General features: G+C 27.1%; 17 protein-coding genes and 1 riboswitch. Of the genes, 8 read left to right on the plus strand and 9 right to left on the minus strand.

Features of this window, described 5'->3' with window-relative positions; translation table 11 throughout:
• Positions 1–63 precede the first annotated feature (63 nt).
• Positions 64–603: a class IV adenylate cyclase gene (locus DR020_RS01670; protein WP_055258393.1), complete on the plus strand. Its 540-nt coding sequence runs from the start codon at positions 64–66 to the stop codon at positions 601–603.
• Between the two features lie 28 nt (positions 604–631).
• Positions 632–2,563 (plus strand): phosphatidylglycerol lysyltransferase domain-containing protein, encoded by a 1,932-nt coding sequence (locus tag DR020_RS01675; RefSeq protein ID WP_055258391.1) that lies wholly within the window; start codon positions 632–634, stop codon positions 2,561–2,563.
• Between the two features lie 30 nt (positions 2,564–2,593).
• Here DR020_RS01675 and DR020_RS01680 read toward each other — a convergent pair whose 3' ends face one another.
• From DR020_RS01680 to DR020_RS01695, 4 genes are all read right to left on the minus strand, one after another.
• The gene (locus DR020_RS01680; RefSeq protein ID WP_055258389.1) at positions 2,594–3,466 is read right to left on the minus strand and encodes an SMODS domain-containing nucleotidyltransferase; all 873 of its coding nucleotides are present in this window, start codon (positions 3,464–3,466) and stop codon (positions 2,594–2,596) included.
• Between the two features lie 176 nt (positions 3,467–3,642).
• A complete protein-coding gene (locus DR020_RS01685; protein ID WP_055258386.1) occupies positions 3,643–4,950 on the minus strand; it encodes an ABC transporter ATP-binding protein in 1,308 nt (435 codons plus the stop codon).
• Positions 4,951–4,965: 15 nt separating this feature from the next.
• On the minus strand, positions 4,966–6,693 hold the full coding sequence (locus DR020_RS01690; protein ID WP_112365084.1) for an ABC transporter permease: 1,728 nt from the start codon (positions 6,691–6,693) through the stop codon (positions 4,966–4,968).
• A 164-nt stretch (positions 6,694–6,857) separates the two neighbouring features.
• Positions 6,858–7,023, minus strand: a riboswitch (M-box (ykoK) riboswitch).
• Between the two features lie 114 nt (positions 7,024–7,137).
• Positions 7,138–7,413: a hypothetical protein gene (locus DR020_RS01695; RefSeq protein WP_055258382.1), complete on the minus strand. Its 276-nt coding sequence runs from the start codon at positions 7,411–7,413 to the stop codon at positions 7,138–7,140.
• Positions 7,414–7,601: 188 nt separating this feature from the next.
• On the opposite strand from DR020_RS01695, the gene DR020_RS01700 reads away from it, so the two are divergent.
• Positions 7,602–8,693: a ribose-phosphate pyrophosphokinase gene (locus DR020_RS01700; RefSeq protein ID WP_055258380.1), complete on the plus strand. Its 1,092-nt coding sequence runs from the start codon at positions 7,602–7,604 to the stop codon at positions 8,691–8,693.
• A 72-nt stretch (positions 8,694–8,765) separates the two neighbouring features.
• On the opposite strand, the gene pulA is transcribed toward DR020_RS01700, so the two are convergent.
• A complete protein-coding gene (gene pulA / locus DR020_RS01705) occupies positions 8,766–10,790 on the minus strand; it encodes a type I pullulanase (protein ID WP_112365085.1) in 2,025 nt (674 codons plus the stop codon).
• Positions 10,791–11,096: 306 nt separating this feature from the next.
• On the opposite strand from pulA, the gene DR020_RS01710 reads away from it, so the two are divergent.
• Positions 11,097–12,452 (plus strand): APC family permease, encoded by a 1,356-nt coding sequence (locus DR020_RS01710; RefSeq protein ID WP_055258376.1) that lies wholly within the window; start codon positions 11,097–11,099, stop codon positions 12,450–12,452.
• Between the two features lie 239 nt (positions 12,453–12,691).
• On the plus strand, positions 12,692–13,189 hold the full coding sequence (locus tag DR020_RS01715) for a DedA family protein (RefSeq protein ID WP_055258374.1): 498 nt from the start codon (positions 12,692–12,694) through the stop codon (positions 13,187–13,189).
• 65 nt (positions 13,190–13,254) lie between these two features.
• On the opposite strand, the gene DR020_RS01720 is transcribed toward DR020_RS01715, so the two are convergent.
• Positions 13,255–15,231, minus strand: coding sequence for a sensor histidine kinase (locus DR020_RS01720; RefSeq protein WP_160110430.1), 1,977 nt, complete (start codon positions 15,229–15,231; stop codon positions 13,255–13,257).
• A gap of 380 nt (positions 15,232–15,611) precedes the next feature.
• Here DR020_RS01720 and DR020_RS01725 point away from each other — a divergent pair, with 380 nt between their 5' ends.
• From DR020_RS01725 to yjeM (DR020_RS01735), 3 genes are all read left to right on the plus strand, one after another.
• Positions 15,612–16,793, plus strand: coding sequence for an SAM-dependent methyltransferase (locus DR020_RS01725; RefSeq protein ID WP_055258370.1), 1,182 nt, complete (start codon positions 15,612–15,614; stop codon positions 16,791–16,793).
• 348 nt (positions 16,794–17,141) lie between these two features.
• On the plus strand, positions 17,142–18,653 hold the full coding sequence (gene yjeM, locus DR020_RS01730) for a glutamate/gamma-aminobutyrate family transporter YjeM (RefSeq protein WP_112365087.1): 1,512 nt from the start codon (positions 17,142–17,144) through the stop codon (positions 18,651–18,653).
• A gap of 376 nt (positions 18,654–19,029) precedes the next feature.
• Positions 19,030–20,583 carry a glutamate/gamma-aminobutyrate family transporter YjeM gene (gene yjeM / locus DR020_RS01735; protein WP_160110431.1) on the plus strand — a complete coding sequence of 518 codons (1,554 nt, stop codon included), beginning with the start codon at positions 19,030–19,032 and terminating at the stop codon, positions 20,581–20,583.
• 155 nt (positions 20,584–20,738) lie between these two features.
• Here the strand turns inward: yjeM (DR020_RS01735) and DR020_RS01740 are convergent, their stop codons facing one another.
• From DR020_RS01740 to DR020_RS01750, 3 genes are all read right to left on the minus strand, one after another.
• Entirely contained in the window at positions 20,739–21,296 is a 558-nt protein-coding gene (locus DR020_RS01740) for a TetR/AcrR family transcriptional regulator (protein ID WP_112365089.1), read from the minus strand.
• Between the two features lie 257 nt (positions 21,297–21,553).
• Positions 21,554–23,311: a helicase-related protein gene (locus DR020_RS01745; RefSeq protein ID WP_058992881.1), complete on the minus strand. Its 1,758-nt coding sequence runs from the start codon at positions 23,309–23,311 to the stop codon at positions 21,554–21,556.
• Positions 23,312–23,476: 165 nt separating this feature from the next.
• Positions 23,477–23,836 (minus strand): DUF2164 family protein, encoded by a 360-nt coding sequence (locus DR020_RS01750; protein ID WP_055258361.1) that lies wholly within the window; start codon positions 23,834–23,836, stop codon positions 23,477–23,479.
• Between the last annotated feature and the right edge of the window lies 1 nt (position 23,837).

A 23,837-nucleotide genomic window follows, 5' to 3' on the forward strand; every position in this document is an offset into this window, starting at 1 on the left:
TATATATAAAATTCCCTTAATCTATTATAATATAGTAATGAATAAATATTAAGGAGAAAAATAATGAAAGAATTAGAAACAAAAATTATCGATATTGATTTAGATAGTTTAAGAAAAAAACTAAAAGAATTAAATTTTGAAAATGTAAAAAAAGAAAACCAAATAAACAATATATTTGACTTTAAAGATGGAAGACTTTTAAAAGACAAAGGTTATGCTAGAATCAGAACTGTTCATGATTTAATAAATAACAAAACTGTATATTTTATCACAACAAAAAAAATGTTAAGTCAAGATACTTTTAAAGTTATGGAGGAAAATGAAACTGTCATAGAAAACGGTGTTGTTGGAGAAAATATATTTAAATCTTTAGGTTTAGAGCTTACAAAATCTATAAAAAAATATAGGGAAAGCTATAAGTACAAAAACACTTTAATAGAGATTGATATAAATGACCCAAGTTTTTGTCCATTCCCATATGTAGAAATTGAAACATCATCAGAAGAAGAACTTAACGAAGTACTAAATCTTCTTGGATACTCTATGAAAGATACTACATCTAAAACCATTTATGATATACTTAAAGAAAAAGGAATAAAATAAATCCCTAAAGTTAAGGAGTTGACAATTAATGAAAAATCCCTTTAAAAATTCTAAAGAATCTAACGTTGGAAACTCTCCTAAAGTAGAAAAAGATTCTAAAAATTCTAAGGGTAAACCTAAAAAAAATTCAATAATTTACTTTTTTAAGTCTGCATATGAGTATGGCATATTTAGTAATGTAACTAATTTTATACTATTTATTTTAATCTTACTTAGTGGTTTATTTTTAATTGTGTCTGCTCTATATCCTCCACTTTTAGATAGGTTCTTGATAGTATCTCAAATATTACCAAGACCTTTATTGCAGTTATCTCATAAAATTTCTCTTTTAATAGGTTTAATGCTTATTATGATATCTAAAGAAATTTTTTGTAAAGTAAAAAGAGCTTATTATATAACAATAGCCCTCTTAATATTAGGTGGAATATTTACTTTTATAAAAGGTTTAAGCTATGAAGAAGCTATAGCTTTATTAATAGTGTCTATAATATTAAGATTATCTAGAAAAAGCTTTCATAGAAAAAGCATTCCTATAAAACTTTCAAATTATACAGTAAGTTCCGTAATAGTAATTGCTGTAACAATATTTTTAATAGAACACGCTAAAACCTTTATACATAATAATTTAATAAATCATCGTTATGTTCATGATTATTATTGGAGAATATTCCAACTAAAAAAATACGACATATTTGTTGATATTCTAACATATGGGATTTTTATACTATTTTTAATTTTTCTTTATATTACAAGAGAAAAAATTGAAGATGATCCTTTATATGCTGAAAAAGTAGATATGAATAGAGTTAAAGATTTTTTATCTAAAAGCACTAACGGAAACTCGCTAACCCATCTTGTCTACTTAGGAGATAAAAAAATTTTTTGGGCTTTAAATGGCACTGCCATGATTCCCTACACTAAGTTCAATGATAAAATAATAGTTTTAAGTGACCCTGTTGTGCCTAGAGAAAATTTATCTGATTGTATACAAGAATTTCAAAAATATTTAGATACGTATGGATATAAGGCATCTTTCTTGCAAGTTGCAGAAGAAAATTTAAGTATTTATCATGATAATGGATATTACTTCTTTAAACTCGGAGAAGAGGCAGTAGTAAATTTAGAAACTTTTAATCTTATAGGTTCTAAGAAAAGTTCATTTAGAAACTTATTAAGGAGATTTGAAAAAGATGGTTATTCTTTTTCAGTAATGGAAGCTCCTCATACTGAAGAATTTATAGAAAAAATCAAAAGCATTTCTGATGAATGGCTTGGAGGAAGAAAAGAAAAGAGTTTTTCCATGGGATGGTTTAACGAAGCATACCTTCAAAAAGGACCTATTGCTATTTTAAGGGATAACAATAAGAATGAAATAATCGCGTTCGTTTCACTTATGTATTGTTATGATAACAAATCAATGGCTATTGATTTAATGAGATTTAGAAAAAAAGTTCCAAACTCTACTATGGAATTTTTACTTTTAAGTATAATTCTTTATTGTCAAGAAAAAGGATTTAAAAAGTTCAACCTAGGAGAAGCTCCACTTTCTAACGTTGGTTTAACTCCAGGATCTCATCTTTTAGAGAAATTTGCTAGATTAGTTTATAATTATGGTCAAGTATTTTATAGTTTTTCAGGACTTCGACGATTCAAACAAAAATTTGGTCCTACATGGGAAGCTAAATATTTAGCATATTCTAGTTTTTTATCCCTTCCAGATATACTAATAGATTCATCTGTTATGACATCAAGGGTGCCAAAATATATAGAAAACACTATACTAGATGATGATTTAGATGCAGAAAAGCTTGATTTAAAAAGACAAGAAAAAATTCAAAATATGGAACATACATTAGAAAACAAACTCTCTAGTGACGCAAAAGTAGATTCGCAAACTTTAAAAGATTCTAAACATATAGATAAAGAATCAAAAATAAATTCTTTAAACAATGAAAACTAATAATCTTAGTTTTCATTGTTTTTATTTATACTAATTTTGAACAAATTTTCTTCCATAGATATTTTGCCAAATATTCTTATCTAAATCATACCCATCTAAACAAGCTTTTCTAGCAATCAAATATGTTATTTTAGCTCTTTCTATAAAATCATCCTTTTTGTACACCTTATTTAAACTTCCAGGAACTATCCAGTATTCTTGTTCTGGATTTTGCTCAGACAAATATTTAAAGAAATCTCTACTTATCCAATCATAACACATATAATCCTTATTTTTATGCTCATAATGAAGCATAAAATTATAACATAGAACGTCTATAAGGAGTTCATCCATATTCAAATTCATAACTTTACTCCAAACTTTTATCATTTTAGACAAATTCATTAGATTTCCATTACATAACTCATCTAACTTATTAAACTCCTCAATTTCTAAAATAAATTTAGTTACCTCCCATCGTCCACTACCGCTTATAACAGGATAAGTATAACTCCCATTCTCGTTAACAAAGGTAGGTATAACTTTTAATTTTATATTTTTTCTTTGATTTATATCCATGGTAATACCATCTATATCGTAAATTAAAGGAATATCTGGATATTCCTTTTGAAGCACATCTTTTATTTCATCTATCAATCCTAATTGTCCATTACCTATAAATCTATTATATTTTTCATAATAAAAATAAGGCAATCTAAAATACAAAACATCGCCCATATAATTTCCAGTGTAAGAAATTGGTTGTTTTATACCAGCATAAATTCTATGTTTTACTGGCGATATAGAATTCCAAAAATGCCTATTTAGACAAAGAGTTACATCTATATATATATCAGCCATCATGCCTTCATCTCTCATGTCTATGTTTTTACAAAATTTATAAAACATTTCGCTAATACTCATAAATACCTCCATAAAAAATAAAATATATGTTTAAATCCCAATTAATACCATTTTATTAATTATATATTATCATAAATTGTAATTTTTAGGAATATAAATTTAAAAATTGTTTTAAAATTTCTACAATAAAATAACTAAAAAAGAGATGTCAGATTAATCAATCTGACATCTCCTTTTTATTCATCTTCACGCTCTAAATATAATTCTTCTGAGTCATGATCATAATAGAAAAGTTCTGCATATCTTCCCCAGTCTATTATTATATCCATCATTTTTTCAATTTCATCTGCTTGGAAATATTTTTTAAATAACTCCTTAAAAAATTCCTCTTTCATTGTATGATTGCTTTTATTGTTTAAAACATTCATTATAACTTTAAATGTTGATATTTGTTCAATTTGTTTTTTAAACAGCTCTTTACTCTCGTCTTTATCAAGCTCAACAAGTTCTTTTCCAAGAGGAGTTATAAAAATATCTCCTTCCTTAACCGTAGCAAATCCTAACATTGAAATCCCTTCTATATTAGGGAATAAATCATCTATCTCCATCATTAAGTTTCCACCTAATTGATATATATCCATCTTTCCGCCATTATCATCAATTAATTCTAAAAGCCCTTCCATTACTCCAACGTGAGAAAAAGGAATAGGAACTGGTTTTTGTGGAACTTGCGATTTTGATACGGCTTTACTTTTATCAACTTTATCCTCTGTATTTTCAAGTTTTCCTTCAATTAAGAGTTTATAAACACTATCTACTAATTTTTCAAATTCAGGTGATTTTCTATTTCTTGGATGTGGTAAATCTATTTTTATTTCTCCTGCTACATGAGTTGGCTTTTTACTAAGCATTATTATTTTATCTGCCATAAGCACAGCTTCTTCTATACCATGTGTTATCATTATAATTCCTTTAATAGGCATTCTTTTTTCTTGCCAAAGGTCTACAAGCTCTGTTCTTAGATTTTCAGCAGTTAAAAAATCTAAAGCTGAAAATGGCTCATCTAAGCATAAAAGTTTTGGTTCAACAGCTAAAGCTCTTGCAAATCCTACCCTTTGTCTCATACCACCTGATAGTTCTTTTGGATATGCTTCTTCAAATCCATCAAGCCCTATTAAACTTATAAGTTCTTCAGCCTTCCTTCTTGTATAATCTTTTGGAAATCCTTTCACCTTTAAACCAATTTCAACATTTTCACGCACCGTCATCCATGGATATAAAGCAAAGGTTTGAAAAACTATTGCGGCTTCTGAACTCACATCAGTAACTTTTTTTCCATCTAAGATTACTTCACCTTCATCAGGACTTATAAGACCTGTCATTGTTCTAAGAAGTGTAGATTTACCTGAACCAGATGGCCCAAGTATTGCTACAAATTCACCTTCATGTACTGTTAAATTAATATGATCTAATGTAGGTTTTTCTGCTCCCCCAAAATATTTTACTATATTATTAACTTTTATAAATTCTTTTACGTTTTTCATGTTTACCACCCCTTTTTATAACTCTATTCTAAATTTTTCTTCTGCAAGCCTGTATAATCTATTCCAAACTAATTTATTTAAAACAACAACCATGATTATCATAGCTAATGTTGAAGCTAAAAGCATAGCATAATTTCCATTTGCTGTTGATTCTGTAATTAAAGCTCCAAGTCCAATTGTAGTTACTGTTTTACCTCCAAATGTTACATATTCAGCAATTATACTTGCATTCCAACAACCACCTGCTGCTGTTATAAGTCCTGTAACTAGATATGGGAATATTGCTGGTATTATTAATACTTTCCATTTCTTTATTCCTGTTATTCCAAATGTTTTTGCTGCTGCTTTTAAATCTTCTGGTATTGCCATAGCACCTGCTATAACGTTAAATAAAATATACCATTGAGTTCCTAAAAGCATAAGTATTACTGCTGCTATATTTAATCCACCTATATAGTTTATAAGGAATAAAATAAGTACTGGAAATAATGCTGTTGCTGGTACTGATGCCGCAATTTGAACTATTGGTTGTAGTATTCTAGCTAATTTCTTATTTAAACCTATCGCAACCCCTACTGGAACTGTCCATACTACTGCAATAAGCTGTGCAACTGTTACTCTTAGAAGAGTTGCACCCGCTGCTGGGAAAATTCCTAATAATTCATTTACTGAAAGTTGCATTATAAGTTTACTTGCATCAAAAGCTAGATAAACAAAAACTATAATTGCTATTATTCTTATTGCCCATTTAATTACTGATCCGTTATTTTTTTTGCTTACAACTTTCGCCTTATTAACAGTTCTTCTATCAACTAGTTTGTCTATTCTACCACCAACAACTGTAATTACTGGTGCAAAAACTTTATCCACTAAAAAACCAACTACAACTGATCTTCTAAGCATAGTAAGTACATATGAGTGTGGTACATCTGTTTGAGTAAGTTCCATTTTAAATTTATCTGCCCATACATTTAATGGCTTCCAAACAAGTTGATCTAGTAATACTATAACTATAATTAATGATACAATTCCCCAAATTAAGGCATTTATATTATCTTGGTTTGCTGCAACTTGTAAATAAGATCCAATTCCTTGAAGAACATATGTCTTCCCATTTAAAGTAAACATTTCACAAGTCATTAGGAAAAACCATCCGCCTGCCCAAGACATCATACTGTTCCATACAAGACCCATCATTGAAAATGGAACTTCTAATTTTTTAAATTTTTGCCATTTATTCAATCTGAACACATCAGATGCTTCTATTAAATCATTTGGTATTTGTTTTATAGAGTTATAAAAGCTAAAAGTCATATTCCAAGCTTGACTTGTAAATATAAGAATTATACTTGCAAGTTCAACACCTATGTTATCCATTGGAAAAAGAGCCATAAGACACAATAATACCGCTGGCAAAAATGATAATACTGGTATTGATTGAAGTATATCAAGTATTGGAATCATTATTCTTTCTGCTCTCTTATTATGAGCTGCTATGTATCCGTAGATTAGTGTGAAAATTATTGAAAGTATATATGCCGCTGTCATTCTACCTACAGATTTTAACATATAGAAAGGTATGTTACTTATATTAGTTGATATCGTACTTCCAACATCTGTTGGTTTTACATATCCATTTATAGCTGGTGTTAACGCTAAATATAATAATACTGCAATAGCTAAGAAAATGACTATATCAATTATTCCAAACTTTCTATTTACTATTGTTTTTTCCATATTCATAATTAAATCTTCTCCTTTATATTTCCTTTATCGATAACTACACCCCTCTTCCGTGTCCATAAAACCACTCCTCCGTTCTTATTTTTATCAAATAATTATATATTATAATGTCTATAAAAAAATAAAGAGCCTTTAGAGAAACTCTAAAAACTCAAAATATACGCAATAAAACCTTGTACCATGGTTTTAGCACTATATAGCTTTGAGCTTAACTCAGCTACGTTAAGTAAAGCCTTAACTCGGCAATACCTGTTGACCCATTGGCATCTTTCGATGTTTCTGAGCAGTAGCATTTATCTAATATAGGAGCCTCCCCTTAAATATTTATTTTTTTAAATCACACATTGATTATAGATTTTAAATATTGCTGTGTCAATACATATTAACAAATTATAAATATTATTTTTAATTTGTTACTACTAAAATATAATTTAAAATTGCATTTTAATATATCTTAAATTCCCATCCTACCATTGTTTGTTTATATTCTATGATTGCATCTGAAAACATATTTTTAATATTTCTATCTAATATTATTTTTATTCCACTCTTATCTGTTATAACATAATCATCATTTTCATTTATATTATCTGGAAAAATTTCAAAATTAACTCCACTGCAAGAAGAACCGTTTGCCTTTACTCTAAGCCCTTGTTTTTCGCTATTTTTAATAATTTCCATTGCTTTTTTTATTGTATTTTCATGGATTTTTATACACATACTATTTTCTCCTTTAAATAACTTTATTTTCATATTATAATACATTGTTGTATACATTTTGTAAATTAAATTTAATTTTTTCTACAAGTAACTTTATTAATATGTATTATTAGTATATAATATTATTGTTTGAATTTGAAAAAATCAGACAAAAAACACAGGAATTAAATAGAGGAGATACATAAACTATGAATGAATTAACTCACGAGTTAGGAATAATAGCTTTACAAAGTGCTAAAGATTTAGGAGAAAAAATAGACAATTCAATAAAAGCTAGAAGAAATACTACTGATTCTTTTTTAATACCAATCGATGAAGTTAGATTTTCTAATGGTGAAGGAAAAGCTAAACTTTCAGATTCAGTAAGAGGTAAAGATATATACTTATTATGCGATATAGGAAATTATAGTTGTACTTATAAAATGTTTGGTTTTATACACAATATGGGACCTGATGAACATTTCCAAGATATAAAAAGAGCTGTATCTGCTATAAGAGGAAAAGCTAGTAGAATAACTGTTATTATGCCACTTCTTTATGAATCTAGACAACATAGACGTAAGGGTAGAGAATCTCTTGATTGTGCTTTAGCTCTTCAAGAATTAGAAAGATTAGGTGTTGATGAAATATTAACATTTGATGTTCATGACCCTAATGTTCAAAATGCAATTCCATTATTATCTTTTGAAAATATATATCCAACTTATGATATAGTTAAATCTCTTATAACAAATGAAAAAACATTAGAAAGAGATAAAGATAAATTATTAGTTATAAGTCCTGATACTGGAGCTATGGATAGAGCTATTTATTACTCTAGTGTACTTGGTGTTGATGTTGGATTATTCTATAAAAGAAGAGACCATTCTTTAGTTGTTAATGGTAAAAATCCTATAGTTAATCACGAATACATGGGTAGAGATGTAGAAGGAAAAGATGTTTTAATAGTTGATGATATGATAGCTTCTGGTGAATCTGTTTTAGATATCGCACTAGAACTTAAAAAGAGAAACGCTAAAAATGTTTATGTAGCAACTACATTTGCATTCTTCACAGAAGGTCTTGAAAAATTCAACAAATACTACAATGATGGAATAATATCAAGAGTATATTCAACTAATTTAACTTATGCTCCACAAGAGTTACTTGACTCTGAATGGTTTATGTCAGTTGATTTATCAGATTTCTTATCTAAAATAATTAACAGATTAAATAAAGGAAAATCAATATCTCCACTTATGGATGCTACAGCTGTGATACGTGATTTATTAGTAAAATAATATTAAAATAAATTTGGGATATATCAAATAATATTGATATATCCTTTTATTTTTTATATAACTAAAATAATTTTATTTATTTTCAAAACTTTTCTTATCAACAAGAACATAGGATGTATTTTTAGGCACTATAACTTTATCTCCATTTATTTCACCTAAATTCTTAATTCCAGCACTTTCTCTATTAACTACAATCACCCAATCTTTTTTAGGAATTGTTACTTGAACTTCTTCATTATTTGCATTAAATATTACCACAATACTTTTCCAAGCATCATTTACAACATTCCCATCTATTGTGTAAGCAACTACATTATCACTTGTAAAATTTATACCCTTTTCTAAAAAATTAATTCCTTTTTGAATATTTGTATCAGAATTCATTCTAAATGCTTTATGTGACTTCCTAAGTTTTATTAATCCTTTATAATAATTAAATACATCACTATAAGTTTCTTTTCTCTTCCAATCTATTGCGTTTATACTATCATGTTTATTATAACTATTTTCCTCAAAGCTTCCATCACTATATTGCTTTGTTCTTAAAATTTCTTCTCCACCTTGAAAAAATGGAATTCCTTGAGAGGTTAAAACTATAGCTGCTGACATTTTATTCATGGCTTTCAAATCATCTTCTTCTTGATGTTTATTAGTAGTTTGAAGCTTGTCCCATAAAGTTAAATTATCATGGGCTGAAGCATAATTTATAGTTTGATACGGTTTATTTGCCCAAAATGTTACTGAATATCCTTCATAAGGTGATGGATTTATTCCATATTTAATTTGATCATGTTTTACTGAAGCTACTATTCCAAATTTTATCATTTCTTCAACACCTTTATATCCATTCACAAACCCTGGAACACCATTTTCAAAAACATGTCCTCTTATACCATCTCGCATTTCATCACTAAAAGCTGCTATTTGTAAATCTCCATATTTTATTATGTTTAGCTTAGTAGATTTTTCAGAATCCAAAAGTGGTGAATCTCCACCTGTCCATCCCTCGCCATAAACTATTATAGATTCATCTATTTTATTTAACTCTTCCCTTATTTTTGTCATAGTTGTTATATCATGAAGCCCCATAAGATCAAATCTAAAACCATCTATATGATATTCACTAGCCAAAAATATCACAGAATCAACAATCATTTTTCTAACCATAGAACGCTCTGAAGCTAGTTCATTTCCGCAACCTGACCCATTTGAAAAACACCCCTGTGAATTTTGTCTATAATAATAATTAGGAACTGCTAAATTCAAATTTGAATTATCTGTTGCTGCAGTATGATTATATACTACGTCCATAACTACCCTTATTCCAACCTTATGAAGTTCCATAATCATTTTCTTAAATTCTTCTATTCTTATTTTTGCTTCATAAGGATTAGTTGAGTAAGATCCTTCTGGAACATTATAATTTTGTGGGTCATATCCCCAATTATACTGTGGATTGTCTAATTTTGTTTCATCTATTGACATATAATCAAATGTTGGAAGTAAATGAAGATGTGTTATCCCAAGTTCAACAAGGTGATCTACCCCTGTTTTTATATCTCCATTTCCAAATAAAGTAGTGCCCCTTTGCCAAACTCCATTATATTTACCCTTAATATCTAATGAAATTCCAGATGATTCATCAATTGTAAAATCTCTAATATGCATTTCATATATTATCGAATCTATCACATCAATAAGCTCCGGCTTAATATCTTTTTCCCATCCTTTTGGATTAGTTTCATTTAAATCTATTACCATAGCTCTTCTTCCATTTACTCCAACAGCTTTAGCATAAGGGTCTGTAACTTCTTTTTCATTGCCAATATTATTCACCAAATAAGTATAATAAGTTCCATTTAGATTAACATTTGTCTCATAATACCAAGTCCCCTTCTCACCTTTAATCATACTTATAACTTCCTTAGGAGATTTTTCTAAATTGTAATCTCCTGTATCAAACAGAGCAAGCTTTACACTTTTAGCTGTTGGGCTCCATAAAACAAATTTAGTCGAATCTTTACTACATATACTACCTAACTGCCCATCATAATGATAAAGATTTTTAAAGCTTTCACTTCCTAAAGTAACTTGCATAGCCTAAAATTCCTCCCTTTTACCATCTATTTTATTTCAAAACCAACAAATTCCTTAATTTTGATTAAATCTATTTCTACAAAAATTTCCCTTTTTCCTTCTTTAATTATTTTTTAAAAGAAAAATATTTTTACATAACTCATAAAATTTAATATATTACATAATACTAACTTATAATATATAATTAAAATTTTTATATTAATAATAAATTATCTTAAATCTGTTTACAATATTACTTTAGCGTGTTAAACTGATATAGTAATTAATTTTGAAATATTTATTTTTATATAAAGGACGGAAATACATATGGAAAATAAAAATTTAAAAAAGGATATCGGACTTTTTATAGCAACGGCTTTAGTCGCTGGAAATATGATGGGTTCTGGAATATTTATGTTACCGGCAACTTTAGCTGGAACATCTGGTCCTGGTTCCACTCTTTTAGCTTGGATAATAACCGGTATAGGTTCGATTTTTTTAGCTTTATCTTTTGCTAAATTAGGTTCTAAAATTCCAAAAACAGGTGGACCTTATGAATATTCAAAACTTGCTTTTGGAGATTTCATGGGATTTATGAATGCGTGGCTTTATTGGAATGGTTGTTGGATAGCAAACGCTGCCGTTATAATAACAGTTACAAGTTATTCAACTGTAATATTCCCAATTTTAGGTGTTAATCACTTTTACTCATTCTTATTTAGCTCAGCAATACTTTGGGGCGCAACTCTTCTTAATATATTAGGAGTTAAAAAAGCAGGACAAACTCAAAGTATTATAACAGTAGTTGAAATTTTACTTTTTATATTTTTTATAATAATTGCTTCTATGCACTTTAATTCAGCAAATATTACTCCAATATTTCCAAAAAATAAAGGCATTAGCACATTATCATCAGCTGCAACTTTAACTCTTTGGGCATTTATAGGTCTTGAATCAGCTTCTGTTAATGCTGGTGAAATCAAAAATCCTGAAAAAAATGTTAAAAGAAGTACTATCTTAGGTATAATAATAGCTCTTATTTTATATCTTTTAGTAAACTTTTTTGCAATGGGTGCAATGAGCCAAAGCGCATTAGCACAAAGTTCATCACCAATTTCTGATATACTTTCTAAATACTTAGGTAGTAATGTTACAACAATTATTACAATTATAGCTATAGTTAGTGTAATTGGAACAGCTGTTGGTTGGATTTTATCAACTGCTAGAATATCTTTTGCTGCTGCACAAGATAAAGTATTCCCTGAAGTATTTGCAAAAGTACATCCAAAATATAAAACACCATATATGTCTCTTATAATAAGCGGAGTTTTAGTTAATATACTTCTTTTAATGAATTATACAAAATCATTTAATTCAGCATTTAATTTTGTAGTAGTTCTTGCGACATTATCATATTTGCCTGTATATGCATCAACTGCTGCCGCTGAAATAATGCTTTTAACTAAGCGTGATAAAAACTTTAATATTGGTAGATTTATAAAATCATCAATAATACCTCTTTTAGGATTTGTTTATGCTGCTTGGACAATATATGGTTCTGGTGCAACTGATGTCCTTTGGGGATTTATGCTAATCCTTGCTGGAGTACCTTTTTATCTATATATGAAACATAAAAATCCTGAAAAAATGATAAAAATTAGAGAAGAAAATCAATTAAATTAATATAAGAAAACAAAAATGGATGGTTACATTTGTTAATCATCTATTTTTTATTTATTTTGCTATATAATTTTGTTCATAAAATTGACTATTTTATGGACAAAATGTAAAATATATTTAATATAATATTTTATATATTTTTTAATAAATTAGACATAATAAAAGTATATATGATTTTAAAATTATATCTTCATTAAAAATAAGCCTTTGCTAAAAATAAAAGCTTCATTTAGGTGATAATCATGAATTTACAATTTGTTATGAACTATCTATCAGAATATGGTATGTGGTTTCTATTTATAATAGTTTTTCTAGAATATCTAAATTTACCAGGTTTTCCATCTGGGATAATCATGCCTGCTACTGGTATATTAATAGCCACAAATAATTTAAATTTCATTTTAGCCCTTATCATCTCAGTCTTAGCTGGGCTTTTAGGAAGCTTAGTTTTATACTTCTTAGGTTATTTGCTTGGCAAACCTTTTGTTGAAAAAATTTATATTAAATTTCCTAGATTTCAAAAATCTATAGATAAAACATTCTCTTATGTAAATAAATATGGAGCTAAAGCAAGCTTTATATCTAGGCTTATTCCTGTAGCTCGTACATTAATTTCTCTCGTCAATGGAATAGCCAAAACTAATATTTTGAAATTTATTTTATTTTCAGTATTTGGCATAACAATTTGGAATTTTGCCTTTATCTATGCTGGATATGCATTTAATCATCTTTTTTTATAAATGTGCACAATATTAAATAAAAGAAACTACTAGTTAAATCAAGTAGTTTCCTTTAATAAATAAATTTAAAAATAAATATCTGAAAATTCAACTTTAGTGCTTATTGTATCATTAGTTCTATCTTTATCTAAATTCTTCTCTATATTTATATTGTGTTGTTCAATAGTTTGTATAGGCAATTTTACAGTAAACTTACTACCTTGTCTAGGCTTAGATTCAACACATATTTTGCCATTATGAAACTCTACAAATGACTTTACTAAAGATAACCCTATACCACTTCCTTCATTTTTTCTTGTCATAGTTTTATCTACTTGAATAAATTTTTCAAATATTTTTTCCAAATCCTCTTCATTAATACCAATCCCATTATCAGCTACATAAAACACTAATTCATTATTTTCTATATATACATTAAAGAAAATATCCCCACCATCATTTGAAAATTTTATTGCATTTGATAAAAGATTTAAAACTACTCTCTCCATCTTTTCCTTATCTAGGGTCATTATAACTTCTTCTTCTTGTGTATCAAATATAATATCTATATTTTTATTTTCAGCATAAGGTATAACTGACATAACTAAATCTTCTAAAAACTCAATAGCATTTAAATTTTCAAGATTTAATTTCATAAAATTAGCATCTATTTTTGCAACATCTATTATATTATTTACTAATCTTATCAGCCTATAACAATTTTTATCTATTATGCTTAACTTATCTAAAATATCATCGTTTTTATCAAAATTATTTCCCTTATATTTTAATTTTAAAAGTTGATTAGCAGATATTATAATAGCAACAGGAGTTCTAAGTTCATGGCTTATATTTGATATAAAATGATTCTTCGACCTACTTGTATCTTCTGCAATAATTTTAGCCTCTAGAATCTTTTTTTCATATTTTTTTTGATGTAGTGAATATAATACCAGCAAAACTATAATTCCTATCAACCCTATTATAGTTAAAGTAGTCGGAAAAATTACATCTTTATATTTTTTGAAAAACGATATTGGTTTATTTACTATTATAGAACCCTCTGGCAAACTACTCTCTTTAATACCAATAGCTTTTAGCTTATTATAATCAAACATATATTGATTTATATCGTTAGAAACTACAGATATGTTCTTAGAGGTTTCCCCATTTAACAATTTATTTACTATCATTCCTGCTTCTTTTCCTTGAGTATAATGATTTACTACTTTTCCACCTAAAAATCCATTGCCTATACCATAACTTAAAGTTCCATAAAAAGGAACATCATCACTTACATTTTCTGAAACTAAAGCTATCAAATCTTTATAAGTGATTTTTATTTTATTTTTAAATATATAGGGATAAACACATATAACAATATCATCTTTGGTAAAACTCTGAAGTTTACTTTTTAAATTTTCCTCATCAATATCTTCACTGTACAATATAGAAAAATTCTTATCTGGGTATTCTTTAGCATATTTATTAACCATATTTTCATCAATATTTTTAAATATATCTTCCTCTATATTATCGACTCTTGAGCCATCTAAAAATATAATATTTTTACACTCCTTGTTTATTTTTAAAGCTAACTGCAATATCTCTTCTATATCATATATTTCGCCTACCCCATACATGCCATATTCATCTATAGCTTTATTTAAATCATTCATATTACCCACACCTAAAAAAACTATAGGAATATTACTAAATAATTCATCTCTATATTTCATACCAAACCTTAATGCTTTATCATCTCCTAAAATTATCGCATCAAAATTCTTATAATTATTGATTTTATATTTTAACAAATTATAAAAATTATTTTCATTCTCCTCATCTGAAAAGCTTCTAAAATCCATATATTCAATTTGCAATTGCACATTATTATTCATACCATCTTCAATTCCAAGAACCTGATCATTAAAGGTCACAAAATTAGGATTATAAGAACTTATAAATAAAATATCCTTCTTTTCACTGCCATAAACCTCATATTTACTAGAAAATAAAATTATGACTATTAGCATTAAAATTTTAATCCAATTGTTTTTCAAAAAAATCATCTCCAGTTTCTTCATTCTCAAATAACCTCATTATAAATAATATTTTATCATATATTGTCAATATTAGTTTAAATTTTGAAAAAAATCAAAATATATATAAATTTAAATCTAAAAAACATAAATTTATTAACTTTACTTTATATACATTAAATATTTTTGGTATTATATTCATATTTATTACATCTCATTATGTTAAAAGTAATTTTTTTCCTTTAATTTTGTGATAAAGAATAATATTTATAAATATTAATAAATTATTGGTGAAAAAATTAATTTAATTTGATATAATATTTTAGTGATATATATTCAAATAAAATGGTTATAATCAAAAATAACTTTCATTTTATAATATTAATTAAAGGAGAACTAATATGGATTTAGATAAAATGTTTTTAAAAACCTTTTTAAAGAATTTTAATGACATACCATTTACTATAAGATTTGCAGATGGTGAAGAAATGGTTCTTGGAACAGAACCTTCAAAATTTAAACTTATATTAAATGCCCCACTTAGAAAAAAAGAACTATTAACAAGTACATCTCTAACTTTCTGTGAAGCTTACATGAGAAAAGATATAGAAATCGAAGGAAGCATTTATGAAGCTCTTGATTTATTTTTAAGTCATAGAGATAGTTTTAAAACAGATTTTAAAGGTCTACCAAAAATATTCCATAAAGCTAGCTCTAAATCAAAACAAAAAGAAGAAGTATCTTCTCACTACGATATTGGAAATGATTTTTATAGCTTATGGCTTGATAAGACTATGAGTTATTCTTGCGCATATTTTAAAAAACCTACTGATACTCTTTATGATGCACAAATGAATAAAATTCATCACATATTAAAAAAACTTAACTTAAAAGAAGGTCAAAGTCTTTTAGATATAGGTTGTGGTTGGGGCTTCCTTCTTATAGAAGCTGCTAAACTTTATAAAGTTAAAGGTTTAGGAATAACTTTAAGTGAAGAACAATACAAAAAGTTTAAAGAGAGAATAGCTGAAGAACATTTAGAAGATTATTTAGATGTTAAACTTATGGATTACAGAGATCTTGAAAAATCTGGTTTAGAATTTGATAGAGTTGTAAGCGTTGGTATGCTTGAACACGTTGGTAGAGAAAACTATGAATTATTTATGCAAAACGTATCAGCAGTTTTAAAGAAAAAAGGATTATTCCTTCTACATTACATAAGTGGCTTAAAAGAATCTCAAGGAGATGCATTTATAAGAAAATACATATTCCCAGGTGGAGTTATTCCAAGCTTAAGAGAAATTATAAATATTGCATCAGATATGAAATTCTATACAATTGATGTTGAAAGTTTAAGACGTCATTATATGATGACTCTTTTAGAATGGCATAAAAATTACCATGCAAACATGGATAAAATAGAACCTATGTTTGATGAAGAATTTAGAAGAATGTGGGATTTATACTTATCTTCTTGTGCTGCCGTATTTAAAAATGGTATAACAGATCTTCATCAAATATTATTTACTAAAGGCGTTAATAATGATATTCCTCTTACAAGAGAATATTTATATGAAGAATAATTAAAACAATAATAAAAAGGCATCAGTAATTCAAGTAATTATTGATGCTTTTTTTATTGGTATTTACAAGTTCACAATTTTGCTATCTTTCCATTGATAAATTGCAAAACTAATTAATTAATTGAATTTTCTATTAATATTTTTTAAATATTTTATTGCTTTTTTATTTATATTATGATAAATTTATTGAAAAATATTCATTTTAATGATAATATATTAATATATTATGTTAGCGTTATAACTTTTCATGAATAAAATTTATTATATTTATTCAGTTTTATTCACATTTTATTTATTTTCCTGATTAAAAATAATATTTAACTTAATAACGAAAGGATGATTCTTTAAATGAAAGATTCAGGCACAAAAGGTGCGGTTTATAAGATATCCCTTTTAGGTTTAATTGCAATGATATTTCCTACACTATACGGTATAGGTAATCCTCAACAAGCTTACTATCAAATGGGATATGCTTCAATAATTTATATGATAATAGGTGCTATTTTCTTCTTTATTCCATATTCGTTTATGGTATCTGAAATGGGTTCGGCTTTTAAAGATAACGAAGGTGGTATTTTTACATGGATGAAACATTCTGTTGGTGAAAAATATTCTATGATAGTTTCTATGATATGGTATGCTGCCCAACTTTTATGGTTCGTTTCTGTCGCTACTACTACTTGGGTAACAATTTCAACTGCAATATTTGGTACCGACACCACATCAACTTGGCATTTATTTGGGTTAAACAGTAGTAAAACCCTTGCTATATTAGGTGTCTTACTAATAATTGGACTAGCAATTATATGCGGTCGTGGTCTTAAAAATTTAACATTTTTATCAACAGTGGCTCTTATTAGTATGATAGTTATACATATTGTTGTAATTGGCGGAGCTATTTTAGTATTTGTAATGGCTGGAGGTCACTTTGCACAACCTATGATACATAGTGTAAAAGGAGTTTTTGTAGGTCCAAATCCTAATTATTCAACTCCACTTGAAGTTGTAGCTTTCTTTGTTTTCATAGTATTTGATTACGGCGGAATGGAAGTTATAGCTGGACTTGCTGATAAAGTTAAAAATCCTCATAAAAATGTTCCAAAAGGTATTATCATATCCACTATAATAATAACTGGTCTTATGATTGGAATAGTTATATTCCTTGGAATGTATGCTAATTGGGATAAAGTTTTAGGTGGTTCTGGAGTAAACCTTGCTAACTATTCAGTTTATTTAACTGATAATTTAGGTGTTAAAATAGGTAATGCTTTAGGGATGAATGCTACAGCTTCTGCTGCTTTAGGACTTTGGCTTAATAGAATACTTTCTTGGTCAGCTGCTGTTGGTTTAGCAATTTTACCACTTAGAGTATTCTCTCCTATTCAACAATTATTTAGAGGTGTACCAAAAGGAGTTTTCCCTGAAAAATTAGCTAAAGAAAATAAGCATGGTGTTGCAATGAACGCTGTTTGGCTTCAAACTGCTATTGTATGCTTTATTGTATTCTTATTAGGATTCACAACTTCAGGAAGTTCATCAAGCCTTTACAATACTGTTGTACTTATAATGACAGTTGCTATGACTGTACCATACTTCTTTATAGTTGTAACTTATATTAAATTTAAAAAGAATAAAAATATTAAAAAATCTTATGAATTTTATAGCGTTAAATCTGGTCTTTTCTGGGGATTTATAGCTGCTGCTGTATTAGGTTTTGCAAATTTATTTGCTATAATACAACCTGCTCTTAGCGGAAATATCTCAAGCTCAATTTGGCTTGCATCAGGTCCTGTAATATTTGGATTTATAGGCTGGATTTTATATTCTAGATATAAACGTAAAATGTCTAATTCAAAATAAAATAAAAAATATTTAAATAAAAATATTAAGTAAAGAAATCTAAAATTTTAAATTTTAGATTTCTTTTTTATTTATGAATATTAATTGTGTTCATATTTCATTTTTATTTGTAACAGTCCCATCTCCCTACTTCATATTATCATAATTTTTTTCTATTTTTGTTAACATTTTATTAAATAATTATTAATTTTTTATGTTAAAAATTAATAATTGCATTTATTTTTTATATTTTTTATGATAAATTATTAAATATAATACAAGTTTATAATTCTTATATAAAAATTATCATATGCATATTATCTTTTTAAAAATTCATTTTAGCTTTTAAGATATTTTAAACTGTGTTACTCTATATTTCTATGAAAGGATGATTAAATTGGAAAAACCAAATTTAAAAAATAATGTATATAAAATTTCCCTTTTAGGATTCATAGCAATGATTTTCCCTAACCTTTATGGTATCGCTAACCCACAGCAAGCTTTTTATCAAATGGGGTACGCAGCAATAATATATATGATAGTGGGCGCAATACTTTTCTTCATTCCATATTCTTTTATGGTGTCTGAAATGGGTTCTGCCTTTAAAGATAAACAAGGCGGTATTTTTATCTGGATGAAAGAATCTATGGGAGAAAAATATTCTCTTATAGTCACTATGATATGGTATGGCTCTCAAGTTTTATGGTTCGTTACAACAGCAACAATAACTTGGGTTGTAGTATCAACTGCTATTTTCGGTAAAGATATGACATCTACTTGGACATTTTTAGGACTTAACAATTCACAAACTCTAGCAATTTTAGGAGTTATCTTAATAGTAGTTATAGCTCTTGCTTCTGGCTTTGGAGTAAAAAATCTAACATTCTTATCAACAGTAGCATTAGTTAGTATGATAGTTATACATATACTTATAATTGGCGGCTCTTTAATAATATTTGCATCTTCAGGGTTTCACTTTTCTCAACCTATGATTTCATCTTTTAAAGGAGTATTCATTGGACCTAATCCAAACTATTCTACCCCTCTTGCCGCTACAGGATTCTTTGTTTTTGTAGTATTTATGTATGGTGGTATGGAGATAATAGCAGGGCTTGCTGACCAAGTTAAAAATCCTACAAAAAACGTTCCAAAAGGAATTATTTTTTCAACAATTATAATAACTGGTCTTATGGTAGGTATAGTATTATTAATTGGTATGTATATAAATTGGAAACAAGTTTTAAGTGGACAAGACGTTAGCCTTGGTAATTTCTCAGTTTACGAAGTACAAGCTATGGGTATTAAACTTGGTCATGTTTTTGGGCTTAATCAAGCTGCTTCCATAAATCTTGGACTATGGCTTAATAGAATACTTTCATGGTCTACAGCTATTGCACTTGCAGTTTTACCACTTAAAGTTTATGCTCCTATCAAACAATTATTTAAAGGAGTTCCTAAAGGACTTTTACCAGAAAAACTAACCAGAGAAAATAAAAATGGTATTCCTATGAATGCTGTTTGGCTTCAAACTATTATAGTAAGTGCTTTTTTAATAGCTATAGGATTTAGCGGTGGTAGTACATCAACTGCTCTTTACAATAAAGTTGTACTTATAATGACAGTTGCCATGACTGTACCATATTTCTTTATTGTTATTGCTTACATAAAATTTAAGAAAAATAAAAATATTAAAAAATCTTATGAATTCTTTAGCGTAAAATCTGGTGTTGTTTGGGGAATAATTACAGCAGCTACACTATTATTTGCTAATATATTCTCAATCATACAACCTATTTTAGAAGGTGAAACAAATGCACTTTCAAATACTTTATGGCTTGCAGCAGGCCCTATAATTTTTGCAGCTGTAGGTTGGATTTTATATAAAAGATATGAAATTAAAAAGAAAAGATTAGTTAATGAAAATTTAGATAATAATAATTTAACCGCCTAATATTAATAAAGAATACTTTTCTTTATTAATTTAGATATATAAAATTTCCCTTAAATATTAAGTTACACTTTAATCAGGAAAAAGAGATTACAATTAGTAATCTCTTTTTATTTTTACAAAGCTATTTATATGTACAACTAATAAACAACACTTTTTTAATCATTCATTTTTATGCTAAAATTTAAAGATAAATAAAATTCATCAAAACTTATGCTATTATCCTTACATATAAAAATTATGTTATTTAAAATAAGCTTTGACAATTTTTCATCTTCAATTGTATAACTTATATCACCCTTATTTTTATGAAATACTAAAATTTCTTTTAAAATATTTTCATAAGGAATAAGTATTCTATCATTTCTATATCTATGCTCTCTAGCTCCGTTTGAAATCATCACCATAAATGTATCTAAGTAATTCTTTAAAAATTCATTAACTCCATCATACATAATATACATTTTTTCTTTAAAATTTAAGTCTTGATTCTTCATTTTAGTAGCAGTTGATGCAATTATTTTTTCCCAATCAGCCTTTATAATTGCGTTAACAATTTCATCTTTATTTTTATAATAATTATAAAATGTACCTATTGCAATATCACATTCTTTAACTAAATCTCTAATATTTAAAGAATTATATCCTTTAAATATCAATATTTCCCTGCCTTTAACCATCAATTTTTCTCTCAAATTATTTATAATTTTAGGCATATCTCTTCCTCCTTGTGAACTATGTTCAGTATAAAATAGCTTTATACACCATTTAGTATATTAACTTTATACTAAATATAATTTATAACTGTAAAAATATTAACCAAAAATAACCTACTCTTTTAATTATCTTACTAAAATCCTACAAAATCAATAGAAATATTTTATTTATAGAAATTTATATTTTATTTATATTTAAAATTGCTAATTTTAGATTTTTAGTCTAAAATCAACAATTTTAAACACACTAAAATATTCTAAATTCCAACTAATATTTCATTTATTTCATCACTAACTCTTCTTCTCTCCTTATAAACCCATTCTACATCAAATTTTAAATTAAATATTTTAGAAAAAGAATAGTACATACTTATTTTTTGATAATAATTCTCTAACTCCTCTAAGTTGCCACTAAAACATTCTGGCTTTGTCAAACTTTTTAATTTAGCGACAAAAAGTTCATCTACATATTCCAAAAATTTATCCATAAGATCTTCATTTGAAACATCAAAAGGTACTTTTAAAAGATTCCATTGTATATCTTCACGTAATCTATATCTTTTTATTTTATCTAAAATTATTAAATATTCACTTATATCCATTTTCCTATAATAACTAACTTTTTCTTCTCTACTACTCCAAAGAGCTAATTTTTCATTAAGAGGCAATGTTTTTATATTTAATATTGCATCAGATGGACCAACCACAGCCTTTTCAATAAAATCATCAGTAGCTTCTATTTTTTCTTTTATAAAATCTTGTGTATCTCCTACTGATGCTACATAACCTATATCATAAATTCCTTTTCTCCCTGCTCTTCCCGCAACCTGCTTAACTTCTTGAGATGTTAATTCACGAACATCATCTCCATCAAATTTCTTAATTGACATAAATACAATTCTTTTTATTGGAAGATTTACCCCCATACCTATTGCATCTGTTGAAACTAAGACATTGGCTTCTTTATTTATAAATTGATTATACTGCATCTTTCTAACTTCTGGCGGAAGAGCTCCATAAATTATGCTAGTTTTAATTCCATTATCAGCATATTGCTTTGCTATTTCTAAAACCCTCTTTTTAGAAAATACAATTAAAGCATCTCCATCATTTACATCTTTATAATTAAAACTTTTATATTGAACCTCTAGTGGCGTATTTCTTTTATATTCTTTTATTTCATATTCATCACCACAATCCTCAATTATAGTTTTTAATATATCTTTTGAGTTCAAAGCTCCACATATATGAATTTCTCTACATTTTAATCCTAATAGAGCTCTAGTCCAAGCATTACCTCTTTGTGAGTCATTTATCATTTGAATTTCATCTATAACTACAATATCATAATCTTGCTTCAAATTCGCTTTTTCTATAGTACACGACATATGAGTTGCACCAAGCTTTATAACCTCCTCTTCACCTGTTGATAAATCACAAATAACATTATCGTTATTTAATCTCTCAAATATTTCTAAAGCTAAAATTCTAAGAGGAGATAAGTACAATCCTTTTTTAGCACTTTTTAATTTCTCAATAGCATTATAAGTTTTTCCCGTATTTGTATCTCCTAAATGAATATAAAATTTTCTCTTAATTCTTCTAGCTAATGGATACTCATCTTTTGGATTATCAGGAAAATTTTCATCAAATTCCTTTGCAATCATTTTAGGTATATGATTTTTAGTTAAAACAGTAATTATTCCAGAATTTAAAAATACATTATAATTTCCTCTTAAAACCTCATAAAAATCAAAATCTGTTCCATTTCTTTTATTATAAGCTTCTAATATTTTTTTCCCTGTTTCTTCTAAAAGAGATTCGTACCTTTCATAAATATCATTAAAATCCTTAAAAGTTTCCTTCTTCATTGATTTTAATTGAATAAGCTTTTTTCTTATGGTTGCTTCATGCTCAAACAAAGCATTTCCTTTCGAATTATGTACAATTTCTTCTATCTGCTTTATTTGATTTTTTAATTTTTTAAATTCTCTTTGTTCTGCATTTCCTTTCATACTTCTTCCTTTCTCCCTGCTTCCAAAATCTTATAATATTAATATTAGTATACACCATATTTTTTAATAATTTCACAATTTAAAACTAATTTTATATTAATTATCTAGCATATATCCGCAAATAAAAAAACCCCTCTAAAAATATCAGAGAGGTATACACTATAATTATTCCCTAACTTCTAAAAGCGATTCTATCTTTTCAATTACGTAAATATAAGCATCTACTATGCCTTCATTATATATCTCTGGCATAACCTTTTCTACAAAAAAATCTAAAAATATACCAAAATCCTCATCTTTTAATTCTTTATTACTTCTTTCATTAAAATACTCTTTTATATCCTTTTCTAACTTAGCCCTTTTTTCAGCTGTTAAATTTAACTTTATATTCTTATTTTCCAACCCTTTATTTTTAAAGAAACTATTACAAATAAAATTATAGCAATTCCCATCTGCATCATAATAATCTTCTTTACTTCCGTAATAACCATCTTGTTTGCTATAATCATATGAATTATCACTCAAG

This window comes from Sarcina ventriculi, assembly GCF_900456775.1.
GTDB lineage: Bacteria > Bacillota > Clostridia > Clostridiales > Clostridiaceae > Sarcina > Sarcina ventriculi.

Bases quoted from the DNA above. Each gene is read 5' to 3' on its own strand.
- DR020_RS01740 (WP_112365089.1), bottom strand. From the start codon at position 21,296: ATGCCTAAAATTATAAATAATTTGAGAGAAAAATTGATGGTTAAAGGC.
- DR020_RS01675 (WP_055258391.1), top strand. From the start codon at position 632: ATGAAAAATCCCTTTAAAAATTCTAAAGAATCTAACGTTGGAAACTCT.
- DR020_RS01725 (WP_055258370.1), top strand. From the start codon at position 15,612: ATGGATTTAGATAAAATGTTTTTAAAAACCTTTTTAAAGAATTTTAAT.
- DR020_RS01680 (WP_055258389.1), bottom strand. From the start codon at position 3,466: ATGAGTATTAGCGAAATGTTTTATAAATTTTGTAAAAACATAGACATG.
- DR020_RS01670 (WP_055258393.1), top strand. From the start codon at position 64: ATGAAAGAATTAGAAACAAAAATTATCGATATTGATTTAGATAGTTTA.
- pulA (WP_112365085.1), bottom strand. From the start codon at position 10,790: ATGCAAGTTACTTTAGGAAGTGAAAGCTTTAAAAATCTTTATCATTAT.
- DR020_RS01695 (WP_055258382.1), bottom strand. From the start codon at position 7,413: ATGTGTATAAAAATCCATGAAAATACAATAAAAAAAGCAATGGAAATT.
- yjeM (WP_112365087.1), top strand. From the start codon at position 17,142: ATGAAAGATTCAGGCACAAAAGGTGCGGTTTATAAGATATCCCTTTTA.
- DR020_RS01715 (WP_055258374.1), top strand. From the start codon at position 12,692: ATGAATTTACAATTTGTTATGAACTATCTATCAGAATATGGTATGTGG.
- DR020_RS01690 (WP_112365084.1), bottom strand. From the start codon at position 6,693: ATGAATATGGAAAAAACAATAGTAAATAGAAAGTTTGGAATAATTGAT.
- DR020_RS01710 (WP_055258376.1), top strand. From the start codon at position 11,097: ATGGAAAATAAAAATTTAAAAAAGGATATCGGACTTTTTATAGCAACG.
- DR020_RS01685 (WP_055258386.1), bottom strand. From the start codon at position 4,950: ATGAAAAACGTAAAAGAATTTATAAAAGTTAATAATATAGTAAAATAT.
- DR020_RS01700 (WP_055258380.1), top strand. From the start codon at position 7,602: ATGAATGAATTAACTCACGAGTTAGGAATAATAGCTTTACAAAGTGCT.
- DR020_RS01745 (WP_058992881.1), bottom strand. From the start codon at position 23,311: ATGAAAGGAAATGCAGAACAAAGAGAATTTAAAAAATTAAAAAATCAA.